Below are 14,332 nucleotides of genomic sequence, written 5' to 3'. Positions count from 1 at the left end.
TACCGGCTCTGAAGTCGAGCTGGCTGTTGGTGCGTATGACAAACTGACTGCCGCCGGACGCAAGGTACGCGTGGTGTCGATGCCGTCAACGGACGCATTCGACAAGCAGGACGCCGCCTACCGTGAAGCTGTACTGCCGAAAGCGGTAGCGGCGCGCGTAGCGATTGAAGCGGGTATCGCGGATTACTGGTTCAAGTACGTCGGCCTGAACGGCGCGATTGTCGGGATGACGAGCTTCGGCGAGTCGGCTCCGGCTGAACTGCTGTTCGAAGAATTCGGCTTCACTGTCGATAACGTGGTCGAAAAAGCGCAGGCGCTGCTGAAGTAATTACGCCTAGTTAACGCCGATATGAGAAGCCGTCAGCTAACGCTGGCGGTTTTTTTTCATCTTTAATTTGTCCTACTGCTCGACACTCGTTATCCGCCCTAACTCCTGCTTTTTTATTTTTATGACGTAGGTCACTCTTCTGGCGTGTGCCAGACGAGAATATTTCTTTTATGCGTTAATTCGTTTATGCTAGCTGAAGCGTTTCAGTTGTTGTGCTGACGGCGTTTCGCCAGGGGTTCTCTGGTGTCTAAGAAGGGTATATTCTATGCACTGGGTAACCCTACCATGACATAAGGAACCACAAGGAACGCCATGACGATCCGTATTGCGATAAACGGTTTTGGCCGCATAGGCCGCAGTGTTTTACGTGCGTTGTATGAATCGGGCCGCCGAGCCGAGATTACCGTTGTGGCTATTAACGAGCTGGCGAGCTCGGAAGGTATGGCACACTTGCTCAAGTATGACACCAGCCACGGCCGTTTTTCGTGGGATGTTCGTCAAGAGTGCGATCAACTTTATGTCGGTGATGACTGTATTCGTCTGTTACATCAGGCAGAGATTCAGCAATTGCCCTGGCGAGAACTCGGTGTAGATATCGTAATGGATTGCAGCGGTGTCTACGGTAGCCGGGAAGATGGGGAAGCCCATCTGGCGGCAGGTGCGAAGAAAGTGTTGTTTTCTCATCCGGGAACGACGGATTTAGATGCCACGGTAGTGTTTGGCGTCAATCACGATCGGTTGGAAAGAGGGCATCGCATTGTTTCCAATGCGTCCTGCACAACCAACTGCGTTATCCCGGTGATCAAGCTGCTGGATGATGCCTTCGGTATTGAGAATGGTACGGTGACGACGATTCACTCATCGATGAACGATCAACCGGTGATCGATGCTTATCATCACGATCTGCGGCGTACTCGAGCCGCCAGCCAGTCGATCATTCCGGTAGATACTAAACTGTCGGCGGGGATCACCCGTATTTTTCCGCAGTTTGTCGATCGCTTTGAGGCGATCTCGGTGCGGGTGCCGACGATTAACGTCACGGCAATTGACCTGAGCGTTAGCGTCAGGAAAGCCGTAAACGTGAATGAAATTAATGCACTATTGCAAAAATCAGCGCATGAGTCGTTTCGTGGTATAGTTGATTATACTGAATTACCATTAGTGTCAGCTGATTTTAACCACGATCCGCACAGCGCCATTGTCGATGGCACGCAGACTCGGGTCAGTGGTCAGCATCTGATTAAAACATTGGTCTGGTGCGATAACGAATGGGGTTTTGCCAACCGGATGTTGGATACAACACGGGCGATGGCAGCCTGCGGTTTCTAGTACGATGGTGGCGATCAGGGGTCGCTATCTCGCTCAAGCAACTTTAAAAGAGAATCAACAAGAGGATTCACCATGTCTGTAATTAAGATGACCGATCTGGATCTGGCTGGTAAACGTGTTCTTATTCGTGCGGATCTGAACGTACCAGTAAAAGAAGGGAAAGTGACGTCTGATGCGCGCATCCGTGCCTCTCTGCCGACCATCGAAATCGCTCTGAAACAAGGCGCTCGCGTTATGGTCACTTCCCACTTGGGACGCCCGACCGAAGGCGAGTACAACGAAGAGTTTTCTTTGCTGCCTGTTGTTGACTACCTGAAAGAGAAACTCTCTTCTCCTGTACGTCTGGCGAAAGACTATCTGGATGGTGTTGATGTCGCCGAAGGCGAGCTGGTTGTACTGGAAAACGTCCGCTTTAACAAAGGCGAGAAGAAAGACGACGAAGTCCTGTCCAAGAAATACGCAGCGCTGTGTGATGTGTTCGTGATGGACGCCTTCGGTACGGCGCACCGTGCACAGGCTTCAACCCACGGTGTAGGTAAATTTGCCACTATCGCTTGTGCGGGTCCGCTGCTGTCTGGTGAGCTGGAAGCGCTTGGTAAAGCACTGAGCAAACCTGCACGTCCGATGGTTGCGATTGTGGGCGGTTCTAAAGTTTCTACTAAACTGACCGTACTGGATTCTCTGTCTAAAATCGCTGACCAGCTGATCGTCGGTGGTGGTATCGCCAATACCTTCGTTGCTGCACAAGGCCACAACGTAGGTAAATCCCTGTACGAAGCAGATCTGATTCCTGAAGCGAAAAAACTGCTGGAAACGTGTGATATTCCTGTACCGAGCGATGTCCGCGTGGCATCAGAATTCTCTGAAACTGCGGCAGCAACGCTGAAGTCTGTTACCGCGATTAAAGACGAAGAGCAGATTCTGGATCTGGGTGATGTTTCCGCTGAGCGTCTGGCTGAAATTCTGAAGAGTGCCAAAACTATCCTATGGAATGGCCCAGTTGGCGTCTTCGAATTCCCGAATTTCCGTAAAGGAACCGAGACCATCGCCCGTGCTATCGCAGAGAGCGACGCATTCTCTATCGCAGGTGGCGGCGATACGCTGGCTGCGATCGATCTGTTTGGTATTGCAGACAAGATCTCCTACATTTCTACCGGTGGTGGCGCATTCCTGGAGTTTGTTGAAGGGAAAAAACTGCCAGCAGTCGTTATGCTGGAAGAACGCGCCAAGCAGTAATTTAAGGTAAGGGCTGCTTTTACCCTTTCCTGTGGTTGTCTCGACAGGTAGTTATCACAATATCGTGTCGGGACAACCTGTCGATTTAACATCGATTTCTCTAACCCCTCCACGGCCAACGAAACGGGACACGTAACATGTCTAAAATTTTTGATTTCGTAAAACCCGGTGTCATCACTGGTGATGACGTTCAGAAAGTTTTCGCAGTAGCAAAAGAAAACAAATTCGCTTTGCCAGCAGTGAACTGTGTCGGTACCGACTCAATCAATGCTGTGCTCGAAGCCGCAGCCAAAGTGCGCGCGCCGGTCATCGTTCAGTTCTCTAACGGCGGCGCAGCATTCACCGCAGGTAAAGGCCTGAAAGCGGAAGGTCAGCAGGCGGCAATTTTGGGTGCGATTTCTGGCGCTCATCATGTGCACCAAATGGCTGAGCATTACGGTATTCCAGTAATTCTGCACACTGACCACTGCGCGAAAAAACTGCTGCCGTGGATCGATGGCCTGCTGGACGCGGGTGAAAAACACTTTGCCGCTACCGGCAAACCGCTGTTCTCTTCTCACATGATTGACCTGTCTGAAGAGTCTCTGGAAGAGAACATCGAGATCTGTTCTAAATATTTGGCGCGTATGGCCAAAATCGACATGACCCTGGAAATCGAACTGGGTTGTACCGGTGGTGAAGAAGACGGTGTGGATAACAGCCACATGGACGCTTCTGCTCTGTACACCCAGCCAGAAGATGTTGACTACGCGTACACCAAACTGAACGCGATCAGCCCACGTTTCACCATCGCTGCCTCTTTCGGTAACGTGCATGGCGTATACAAGCCAGGTAACGTGAAGCTGACTCCGACCATCCTGCGTGATTCTCAGGAATATGTTTCCAAGAAACATAACCTGCCACACAACAGCCTGGACTTCGTGTTCCACGGCGGTTCTGGTTCCAGCGCTCAGGAAATCAAAGATTCCGTCAGCTACGGCGTAGTGAAAATGAACATCGATACCGACACCCAGTGGGCAACATGGGAAGGTATCCTGAAATACTACAAAGAAAACGAAGCCTATCTGCAAGCTCAATTGGGCAACCCGAAAGGCGACGATCAGCCGAACAAGAAATACTATGATCCACGTGTATGGCTGCGTTCCGCTCAGACAAGCATGGTTGCTCGTCTGGAACAAGCCTTCAAAGAGCTCAATGCGGTTGATGTGCTCTAAGTAAGACGACTGACATAGTTTGATGCTAAGGCTCCTACGGGAGCCTTAATTTTTGGGGCCGATGTTGCGGTTTTAGATGCGGACGTTATGCTTTCCCAGTGATTAAGAAAACAGGAGCTTTTAAATGGAAGAACTTAATACGGGTTTGGATCAGGCAGGGAACTGGTTGGTGACACATCAGAACTTGTTTTTGCAGTATGCCGTGAATATTGTTGCAGCATTAGTGATCCTTATCGTTGGTCTGGTGATCGCACGGATCGTCTCCGGCACCATCAATAAGCTGATGATTAAACGTTCTATCGATTCAACCGTGGCAGATTTCCTGTCTGCGCTGGTTCGCTATGGCATTATCGCGTTCACGCTGATTGCAGTATTGAGTCGGGTTGGCGTACAGACGGCATCGGTGATTGCCGTGCTGGGTGCCGCGGGCTTGGCTGTTGGTTTGGCATTGCAGGGGTCGTTAGCCAACTTTGCTGCGGGCGTTTTGCTGGTAATTTTCCGGCCTTTCCGTACCGGCGAATGGGTCGATTTGGGCGGCGTATCCGGCTCGGTCACGCAGGTACAGATCTTCTCGACGACGCTGCGCACGTCTGATGGAAAAATTATCGTGGTCCCAAATGGCAAAATCATCGCTGGCAACATCATCAACAGCTCGCGTGAGCCGGATCGCCGTACCGAAATTATTGTCGGCGTGGCCTATGATGCCGATATCGACGTAGTGAAAAAGCTGCTGGGCGATATTGTCGCCGCTGACGATCGTATTCAGCATGACAAAGGCGTCACGATCCGCCTGAATGAAATGGCGGCGTCATCGCTGAATTTTGTGGTGTGGGTATGGACGACCAACGGCAACGCACAGGCGGTGTACTGGGATCTGCTGGAAAGCTTTAAACGCGTGCTGGATGAACACCGTATTGGCATCCCTTATCCGCAAATGGATGTGCACTTGCATAACTTACAACCTGTAGTGAAACAGCCAGAATAAACTCTCTGATATAAGCTTGCAGGTATGCACCATGTCCTGATATCGGCATGGTGCATCGCCAGAAATCGTCCCTTTATCTAACATTTCCTTCTTCTGCCCTTAGTGCATTAGCATCGCTAATGTAGCGTTAGAATATTCAATTTCACTTATTTAATCGGCTTTCATAAACTCCCCGCGACAACAATAAATGGCGTAGGAGAGAAGTATGTGGGCGGTCTATTTACAGGGCGTTCTATTAGGGGCGGCGATGATTCTGCCATTGGGTCCACAGAATGCATTCGTCATGAATCAGGGAATTCGTCGACAGTATCACCTGATGGTGGCGCTGCTATGTGCCGTGAGTGACATGGTGTTAATTACCGCGGGTATTTTTGGCGGCAGCGCGTTGCTCAGCCAGTCTTCGTTGCTATTGGGCGCAGTGACCTGGGGCGGCGTTGCGTTTTTGCTTTGGTTCGGCTGGGGAGCAATGAAAACAGCCTTCAGCAAAAATATCACGCTGGCTAGCGCTGACGTAATGAAACAGAGCCGCTGGCGGATTATCGCTACCATGCTGGCGGTGACTTGGCTTAATCCCCATGTTTATCTGGATACTTTCGTGGTACTGGGGAGTTTGGGGAGCCAGTTTGCGGATGACGCTCGACGCTGGTTTGCGCTGGGAACGGTGACCGCTTCCTTCACCTGGTTCTTTGCGCTAGCACTATTAGCTGCTTGGTTGGCACCGTGGCTGAATACACCTCGGGTACAGCGAGTTATCAACTTTTTTGTCGGTGTGGTGATGTGGGGAATTGCTTTGCAACTAGCGCGTCACGGCTGGCAATAGTGGTTAGAAATAAATGACACCGCTTTACGCTACGTTTCAGAAATTCACCTATATTGTGTGGAGTCGGTAATACGTTATGTTATCTGGTAAAAGATACCCTTTTTGTATCTTTCATTCTGGAACGTGTTGTGCCGAAGCAGCAAAAAACTGCTGAGCCACATGCGTGATGACACATAAGTAAGGAGAGAGTGTGAAGCGAGGTATGATGAAGCTAAATGCACTGGCGCTGGCTGCCGCAGTAGGATTTGGCGGTGTGTCGATAGTTGCACAGGCGGCGGAACTGCCGGATGGCCCGCATATCGTAACGTCGGGGACATCCAGCGTAGACGCGACACCGGATATTGCACGTTTGGCGATTGAGGTGAGCGTGTCATCGAAAAATGCGGCAGAGGCGAAAAAGCAGGTTGATTCCCGCGTTGCACAATATTTCGATTTTCTGGGTAAAAACGGCATTGAGAAAAAAGATATTAATGCTGCCAATTTACGCACACAGCCGGAATATGACTATCTGAAAACGGGCGGTTCGGTGCTGAAAGGCTATCGTGCAGTGCGTCAGGTAGAAGTGACGCTGCGTCAGTTAGACAAACTGAACGAACTGCTGGATGGTGCGTTGAAGTCAGGGTTAAATGAGATTCGCACGGTAGAGTTAGGTGTTGCTAATCCAGAAACGTATCGCGATGAAGCGCGTAAGAAAGCCATCGAACAGGCGACGAGTCAGGCGGCATCGCTAGCCCAGGGCTTCAACGCCAAGCTGGGACCGATCTACAGCGTTCGCTACCATGTTGCCAACTATCAGCCGATGCCAATGGCACGGATGTTTAAAACGGCAGATGCGGCAGCACAAAGCGAAGCAGCGCAAACGTATGAACAGCAAACCATTCACTTTGACGATCAGGTGGATGTCGTATTTGAGTTGCAGCGCGCGCAATAAGAGATGTGCTAGCGAGTTGATCGTACTAACAGGCCTGTTTAGACAGGCCTGTTAGTTTTTACTACGACGTCAGTAGCACTTTCTCAGTACGTTATGACTGCCTCAGTACCTGATGGCCGTGTGAGAGCAGGGCATCCGTCACTTTCCTCATCATCCGACTTTCCGGCGCGAAGCGATGCCAGTAGAGCATCCGGCGCTGAAATAGCCCTGGCGTCAGGTCGACTAATTCGTTGTTGGCAAGTTCTCTCTCGATTTGCAGATGCGGGATCATGCAGCAGGTCGTGCCCTGTCGTGCCAGTTGTACAAAGGCTTCCGACGAATTCACGATATGGCAGGGAACGCTGCCCGGCGACAAATCAAAGTTCTGCTGTAAAAAAGCCTGATGCATATCATCCAGATGGTCGAAGGCAACCGCGGGGGCGCGTAGCAGCGCCGAGCGCGTCACGCCATTCGGGAAATAGCGGGCGGCAAAGGCTGGCGACGCGACAAACAGATAATCCAGCGCGCCCAGTTTATCCACCAGACAGCTCGGCAGCGGCTGAGACTGAATACTCACGGCACCGACCACTTCACCTCGGCGTAGCCTCTCCTGAGTGCGCGTTTCGTCTTCTACCTGCAAATTAAGACGAATCGGCGAATCGACCAACACCGGCTGTAACGCAGGCAGCAGCCAGGTTGCCAGACTGTCGGCGTTCACCGCCAGCGATAGCAGCAGTGGAATATCGCTGTTGGTTTCATTCCCCAGCCACTCTTCTTCGAGTAACTCTACCTGATGAAGCAGAGCCAGGAGCTTTTGCCCTTGTTCCGTTGGACGAGGTGGGATGGTTCTAACCAACAGCGGCTGGCCGAACAGATTTTCCAACTGTTTAATACGCTGCGAAACGGCAGATTGGGTAATACACAGTTTTTGGGCAGCGCGTTCAAAACCACGTTCGCGGATGACGGCATCCAGAGCCTGAAGCGTTCGATAGTCCGGGCGTTTCATGAAAGTCAAAGTCCCCTGAATGAGTCTGTTTTTTTTCACTATGCCACATTTTGCTGGTTTGCCATGCAGAAATCTTATTTTGGCTATCGTGTGAAATCACGATTCAGCACGGTACGTGTCAAATTGCGTGCGTGAAATAATGCATCGGTGATGAGGTGAATTGCACGCTTTCCCCAACGCGCATGTTCTATAATACGCACACGTTTTCGTATATCGATTCTACAGGCCAAAAGCAGATTATGACGCAAGATGAACTGAAAAAAGCAGTGGGATGGGCAGCGCTTGACTATGTTCGCCCTGACACCATTGTGGGAGTAGGAACCGGATCGACGGCAGCACACTTTATTGATGCGCTGGGTTCGATAAAACATCAAATCAAAGGCGCGGTTTCCAGCTCGGATGCCTCAACGGAAAAGCTGAAAAGTCTGGGCATTCCCGTTTTTGACGCCAATGATGTGGATTCGTTGGATGTCTATGTGGATGGCGCCGATGAGATCAACGGGCATATGCAGATGATCAAAGGCGGTGGTGCTGCACTGACCCGTGAGAAAATCATTTCGGCACTGTCGCGTCAGTTCATCTGCATTGTTGATGCGTCAAAGCAGGTTGATGTGCTGGGTAAATTCCCGTTGCCGGTTGAAGTTATTCCGATGGCGCGGTCTTACGTGGCGCGTGAACTGGTGAAGCTGGGTGGTCAGCCGGAATATCGTCAGGGTGTGGTGACGGATAACGGCAACGTCATTCTGGACGTACACAACCTGAATATCATGGATGCGGTCGCGGTAGAAAACCACATTAATGGTATCCCGGGCGTTGTAACCGTTGGACTGTTTGCCAATCGCGGTGCGGATGTGGCATTAGTCGGCACGGCTGATGGTGTAAAAACCGTCGTTAAATGAGTGCATGAGCGTTCTGACGTGGTTGACGGTCACGTCAGAAATTTTTTAGCTAAAAAAATCTATTTAGTTAACAGCTCATTTTTGGCACTTAATATCACATTTTCTTATTTTGTTTATCGCCGATATGGCGATGCACATCTTTGGCAATATTTTTTGCCATAAATCAGGTGCGCTTCTCTGTAGCGCGATTTGGGCGAAGCAATCGTTTGTATTGCTGACTGCGTAATTTTTGTTATGTTGGCAGAGGCTATTTAGCACTCTGTCACATTTGAAGTCTGAAAATAAGGTCGGGAAATGGCAAAGGTATCACTGGAAAAAGACAAGATTAAGTTTCTGTTAGTGGAAGGCGTGCACCAGAGCGCGCTGGATAACCTGCGTGCAGCGGGTTACACCAACATCGAGTTCCACAAAGGGGCGCTGGATCCTGAAGCATTGAAAGCTTCTATCCGCGACGCGCATTTTGTGGGGATTCGCTCGCGTACCCATCTGACAGAAGAGATTTTTGCTGCGGCGGAAAAACTGATCGCGGTAGGGTGTTTCTGTATCGGGACTAATCAGGTTGAACTGTCGGCCGCGACCAAACGCGGTATCCCAGTGTTTAATGCACCTTTTTCCAATACCCGCTCCGTGGCAGAAATGGTGATCGGCGAAATGCTGCTGATGCTGCGTGGTATCCCGGCAGCGAACGCGAAAGCGCACCGTGGTATTTGGCACAAACTGGCTGTGGGATCGTTTGAAGCTCGCGGTAAAAAGCTCGGGATCATCGGCTACGGCCATATCGGTATGCAGTTGGGTATTTTGGCTGAAAGCCTGGGTATGCACGTTTACTTCTATGATATTGAAAGTAAATTGCCGCTGGGCAATGCTCAGCAGGTGCGCCACCTGTCCGACCTGCTGAATATGAGCGACGTGGTGAGCCTGCACGTGCCGGAAAATGAAAGTACGCATAATATGATGGGTGCGGAAGAACTGGCACTGATGAAACCAGGTGCCATCCTGATTAACGCTGCTCGCGGTACGGTGGTTGATATTCCCGCGCTGTGTGAAGTGCTAAGCAGCAAGCATTTGTCCGGTGCAGCGATTGACGTATTCCCACAGGAGCCGGCAACTAACAGCGATCCATTCCTGTCGCCGCTGTGCGAGTTTGATAACGTGCTGTTGACGCCGCATATCGGTGGATCCACGCAGGAAGCGCAGGAAAATATCGGTGATGAAGTCGCCGGGAAACTGGCGAAATATTCAGACAACGGTTCTACGCTGTCTGCGGTGAATTTCCCAGAGGTGTCGCTGCCGGTTCATGGCGCACGTGCAAGCCGCCTGCTGCACATTCATGAAAATCGCCCAGGTATGATTACCAAAATTAACCAGATCTTTGCTGAGAAGGGCATTAACATTGCCGCGCAGTATCTGCAAACGACACCTGAAATTGGTTATGTGGTGATTGACGTAGAAACCGACGGTGCGCAAACGGCACTGCAGCTGATGAAGGCGATTCCCGGCACGATTCGTGCCCGTCTGCTGTTCTGATGTCTGATTGATCAGTGAGTCAATTGATCGGTAAATAATCAGCCCCGAAAGGGGCTGATTGCGGTATTAAAGCGCGATAACGATCTTACCGCGCATATGCCCTTCCAGCACTTTATCATGAGCCTGCTTCAGCGTTTCTACCGTTAATCCTTGCAGCGTTTCGCTGGCGGTACCCTGAAGTTTTCCTGCATCAACCAGCTGTGCGACTTCGTGCAAAATGTTCCCCTGTTCCGCGATATCCGGTGTGGTGAACATGCTGCGGGTAAACATGAGTTCCCAATGCAGCGCCGCACTTTTGAGTTTTAGCGCCGTTTGGTCGAGCGGGGTTTTGTTTTCCACGATAGTGCAGATGTGGCCCATTGGCGCGATCAGTTTGCTGATGGCGTCCCAGTGGCCATCGGTGTCGTTCAGGCAGAAAATATAATCGACCTGTTTGATCCCTTCCTTTGCCAGTTCCTCGACCAGATTACGATAATCCACGACTTTATGTGCGCCGCGCTGGCGGCACCACTCTGCCGAGTCAGGCTGTGACGCAGTGGCGATGATGTTCACCGAACTGCGTAATGCCGCCAGAGAAATCGCGAGCGAACCTACGCCACCCGCGCCGCCGATAATCAACAACGTTTTCTCACTGTCGGCCTGCTGTATTTTCAGATGCTCGAACAGCCCTTCCCACGCGGTCAGCGCCGTAAGCGGCAGTGCAGCAGCGGCTGCCCAGTCCAGAGACACGGGCTTGCGTGCCACGATGCGTGAATCAATCAACTGATGTGTGGTATTGCTGCCGGGCCGGGTGATATCGCCGGCGTACCAGACTTCATCGCCCACCTGAAGGTGGCTAACGGCGCTGCCGGTTTTCAGCACGATACCGCTGGCATCCCAGCCGAGAATTCTGGGTTGCTGTAACCCATTTTGACGTAACCCGGCATGAACTTTGGTATCAACGGGGTTGATGGAAATGGCTTTTACGCCGATCAACAGATCGTATTCGCCGGGTTCGGGAATGTCCTGCGTAATGGCGATGAAATTTTCTGGCTGTTGTGGATCAACGGCTATCGCATGAACGGTCATGATGTGTTCCTCATTATTTTCAGAATAGGGTCCTGTGAATGTGACAAGTGTAGAACACTGAGATAGGACTGATAAGATGGACAATAAATAATGAAGTGTTCGGCTAGGGTGAACAATGATGTTTAAACAATTACAGGATATGGCGCTGTTTGCGCTGGTGGCCGAGTGTGGCAGCTTTACACAGGCGGCGCGAAAAGCGGGGTTAGCAAAATCTAGCCTGAGTTTGCGCATTAGCCAGCTCGAACAACAGATCGGTCTGCGATTGCTTAACCGAACGACGCGCCAGCTAAATCTGACGTTTGCTGGTGAGCGTTACCTGATTCACTGTCAGGAGATGCTGCAAGCCAGTGAGCGTGCCGATCTCGCCATACAGCGTTTGCGTGATAACCCCAGCGGACGGCTGCGTATTACCAGCCCTGCTGGGTTAGGTTCCACACTGCTGGCGCGGCTCACCGCCGAGTTTCAGCAGCGCTTTCCGGCGGTATCACTGGATGTTCTGATTTCAGATACGGTGATCGATCTGGTGCAGGAGGGCTTTGATGTCGCTTTTCGCACCGGCAAACCTCACGATTCGTCACTCATTGGGCGTTCACTCGGGCAGACTCCGCGCTATTTGCTGGCATCGCCTGACTATCTTGCACGGCATCCGGCGTTGCTTCACCCGCAACAGCTCCAACAACACCGTTGTATTGCGCATCACGCCTGGACAGAGTGGCTTCTTCACCGCGGTTCAGAACTCTATCGCTGGTTATTGCCTGACGCACACATTACAGACAATCTGCTTTACGCCCGCGAGTGCGCTATTGCGGGGGCGGGGATTACGCTATTGCCGGATTTTCTCTGCCGGGATGAGGCAGTATCTGGAAAGTTGGTTAGGGTTCTGCCGGATTGGCACGCGGAAGCCAATGAGCTTTATCTGGTGTACCCCAGCCGCAAGCTGAATTCGCCTGCACTCGCGTGTTTTATCGACTTTGTTTTGCAGCATCGCGCGTTGGATGATTACTCAATACTTTTGAGAAAATAACAGTGGTATATTGCGCAGAGATTTTTGTTTCATTTTTATGTTAAATCGTAAATTTTTATTGAAACGTGATTTCTATCAACTTATTTTAGGTGCGTTTTAGATTGGGAATGCCGATAACAATCTTGGTTCCTTTTGACTTTTTTATGAAAGGCATGTCCTGCGTGGCGTTTTGTCACGGTGATATTCGGGCTCTGTCACATTGATTAGTGATAGAGATAATGTATACCAGTGATGGTGAAAATGAGAATGCAATCGATGTCTGTTCAAAAAGAGAAGTTGAGTTACATCAACAATATACGTCTCGTATCGTTATTTATTACTCTTTTTTCAATTATCCTGATTCTCTTTGCGCTTTCTATTGGCACAGCGAGCTATTTCTTAAAGCAGAGTAATGATTCACTGGATAAAGCAAATGAGCTGTCTGATATTCGCGCGGGTATCAGCAGTAGTCTCGATCAGCTGCGTGTTGCCAGGCTGCTGCTCATTCAGGCGGGTGCGGCAAACCGTATTAGCGACCACGAGGTATTTAAAGCTGCTTCAGACCAAGCTGCTGGCCGGGTCAGAGCCTCACAGAAACGCCTTGATGAATATCTCGCGCGTCCCGACAGACTGGAAAGTGAAAAAGCCTTGGACGAGGATATCCTCAAGGCTTATACCAACTATCGCGATAATGCGATTGTCTTGATGCAGAAAGCCACGAGTGATGGTGAATTTGAAGATCTGGTGTCGTTGGAAAGTACGCTGGCGCGCACGTTAGATGAAGAGTTTAGCGTTCCTGTACGTAAAAAAGTGACTGAACTGACAAAAACTGCGCAGGATATCAATCAGCGGGCAGAACAGAATGCCCAACTGGGATACTGGATGATGGCTGGCTCGTTTGCCTTATCTATTATTATGGCGATCATGGCGTACATCATGGTGCGCAACGTGATCCTTGCGCCAATCAACAGACTGGTTGAACGTATCCAGAAAATTGCAGCGGGTGACCTGACATTACCACCGATGGCGATGGGGCGTAATGAGATAGGCACGTTGGGTACGAATATTCAGAACATGCAGGCGGAGCTGACGGATACGGTTACGATCGTGCGTGAAGGTGCGGATTCGATCTATCAAGGATCGTCAGAAATTACGGCGGGTAACGTCGATCTCTCTTCACGTACCGAGCAGCAGGCAGCCGCTCTGGAAGAAACGGCAGCGAGTATGGAACAGCTGACCGCAACGGTGAAACAGAACTCTGATAATGCCCATCATGCTAGCCAGTTGGCGAAAAATGCCTCTGAAAAAGCAGAGAAGGGCGGGCAGATTGTGCAAGGCGTGGTGGACACGATGCAGGATATTTCCACTAGCTCAAAACGCATTTCCGAGATCACTTCCGTTATTAACAGCATCGCTTTCCAGACCAATATTCTGGCGCTTAACGCCGCAGTAGAAGCGGCTCGAGCAGGCGAACAAGGGCGTGGTTTTGCTGTTGTTGCGGGTGAAGTTCGCAATCTGGCGCAGCGTAGTGCACAGGCGGCGAAGGAAATCGAAACGCTGATTGGCGAATCTGGCAGGCTGGTGAATACCGGTTCTGGGCTGGTGGCGCAGGCAGGGACAACCATGGGCGAGATTGTCCGTGCGGTCGTCAGCGTGACGGACATCATGGGGGAAATTGCTTCCGCTTCTGATGAACAGAGTCGTGGTATTGGGCAGGTCAGTCAGGCCGTGTCTGAAATGGATAGCGCAACGCAGCAGAATGCAGCGTTAGTGCAGGAAGCGTCGGCAGCTGCTGTTTCACTTGAAGAGCAGGCTGCACGTTTGACGCAGGCTGTCGCGGTATTCAAGTTGTCCGGTATCGTCCAGCAAGTGAGGTCATCATTGCCGAAATCTGCGCCGCAACCGCGTTTAGCGCCAGCGATGGCGATTGCCGGAAGTAGCAAAGGCAACAGTAATCAAAACTGGGAAACGTTCTGATTCCCAGTAGATGAAGTATGACTGGAAAGA

13 protein-coding genes are annotated in these 14,332 nt (G+C 51.0%); 11 read left to right on the top strand and 2 right to left on the bottom strand.

The window, feature by feature from the left end; all coding sequences use genetic code 11:
* The 7 genes from A0G03_RS15745 to A0G03_RS15715 form a co-directional block, all read left to right on the top strand.
* A partial coding sequence (locus tag A0G03_RS15745; protein ID WP_279628613.1) for a transketolase-like TK C-terminal-containing protein occupies positions 1–328 on the top strand: 328 nt, incomplete at its 5' end.
* 312 nt (positions 329–640) lie between these two features.
* Entirely contained in the window at positions 641–1,657 is a 1,017-nt protein-coding gene (gene epd, locus A0G03_RS15740; RefSeq protein WP_048262481.1) for an erythrose-4-phosphate dehydrogenase, read from the top strand.
* Between the two features lie 72 nt (positions 1,658–1,729).
* Positions 1,730–2,893: a phosphoglycerate kinase gene (gene pgk / locus A0G03_RS15735; protein WP_048262479.1), complete on the top strand. Its 1,164-nt coding sequence runs from the start codon at positions 1,730–1,732 to the stop codon at positions 2,891–2,893.
* 137 nt (positions 2,894–3,030) lie between these two features.
* Positions 3,031–4,107, top strand: a complete 1,077-nt coding sequence (fbaA, locus tag A0G03_RS15730) for a class II fructose-bisphosphate aldolase (protein WP_011095408.1) — start codon at positions 3,031–3,033, stop codon at positions 4,105–4,107.
* A gap of 124 nt (positions 4,108–4,231) precedes the next feature.
* Positions 4,232–5,092 carry a small-conductance mechanosensitive channel MscS gene (gene mscS, locus A0G03_RS15725; protein ID WP_048262476.1) on the top strand — a complete coding sequence of 287 codons (861 nt, stop codon included), beginning with the start codon at positions 4,232–4,234 and terminating at the stop codon, positions 5,090–5,092.
* A 205-nt stretch (positions 5,093–5,297) separates the two neighbouring features.
* A complete protein-coding gene (gene argO, locus A0G03_RS15720) occupies positions 5,298–5,912 on the top strand; it encodes an arginine exporter ArgO (RefSeq protein ID WP_048262475.1) in 615 nt (204 codons plus the stop codon).
* A gap of 205 nt (positions 5,913–6,117) precedes the next feature.
* The gene (locus A0G03_RS15715) at positions 6,118–6,843 is read left to right on the top strand and encodes an oxidative stress defense protein (RefSeq protein ID WP_048262503.1); all 726 of its coding nucleotides are present in this window, start codon (positions 6,118–6,120) and stop codon (positions 6,841–6,843) included.
* A 91-nt stretch (positions 6,844–6,934) separates the two neighbouring features.
* On the opposite strand, the gene A0G03_RS15710 is transcribed toward A0G03_RS15715, so the two are convergent.
* Complete coding sequence (locus tag A0G03_RS15710) at positions 6,935–7,828, bottom strand: LysR family transcriptional regulator ArgP (protein ID WP_048262472.1); 894 nt, start codon at positions 7,826–7,828, stop codon at positions 6,935–6,937.
* A 239-nt stretch (positions 7,829–8,067) separates the two neighbouring features.
* Here A0G03_RS15710 and rpiA point away from each other — a divergent pair, with 239 nt between their 5' ends.
* Both rpiA and serA read left to right on the top strand, forming a co-directional pair.
* Positions 8,068–8,727, top strand: a complete 660-nt coding sequence (gene rpiA, locus A0G03_RS15705; RefSeq protein WP_048262501.1) for a ribose-5-phosphate isomerase RpiA — start codon at positions 8,068–8,070, stop codon at positions 8,725–8,727.
* 294 nt (positions 8,728–9,021) lie between these two features.
* Complete coding sequence (gene serA, locus A0G03_RS15700) at positions 9,022–10,254, top strand: phosphoglycerate dehydrogenase (RefSeq protein ID WP_048262471.1); 1,233 nt, start codon at positions 9,022–9,024, stop codon at positions 10,252–10,254.
* A gap of 66 nt (positions 10,255–10,320) precedes the next feature.
* On the opposite strand, the gene A0G03_RS15695 is transcribed toward serA, so the two are convergent.
* A complete protein-coding gene (locus A0G03_RS15695) occupies positions 10,321–11,322 on the bottom strand; it encodes a zinc-binding alcohol dehydrogenase family protein (protein WP_048262469.1) in 1,002 nt (333 codons plus the stop codon).
* 118 nt (positions 11,323–11,440) lie between these two features.
* Between A0G03_RS15695 and A0G03_RS15690 the strand changes: the two genes are divergently transcribed.
* The gene (locus A0G03_RS15690) at positions 11,441–12,346 is read left to right on the top strand and encodes a LysR family transcriptional regulator (protein WP_048262498.1); all 906 of its coding nucleotides are present in this window, start codon (positions 11,441–11,443) and stop codon (positions 12,344–12,346) included.
* 255 nt (positions 12,347–12,601) lie between these two features.
* Positions 12,602–14,302, top strand: coding sequence for a methyl-accepting chemotaxis protein (locus A0G03_RS15685; protein ID WP_053075322.1), 1,701 nt, complete (start codon positions 12,602–12,604; stop codon positions 14,300–14,302).
* Positions 14,303–14,332 lie beyond the last annotated feature (30 nt).

Source organism: Pectobacterium peruviense, from assembly GCF_002847345.1.
Classification (GTDB): domain Bacteria; phylum Pseudomonadota; class Gammaproteobacteria; order Enterobacterales; family Enterobacteriaceae; genus Pectobacterium; species Pectobacterium peruviense.
Note: the sequence above shows the minus strand (reverse complement) of the source record. Positions and strands in the feature narration are given on the sequence as shown.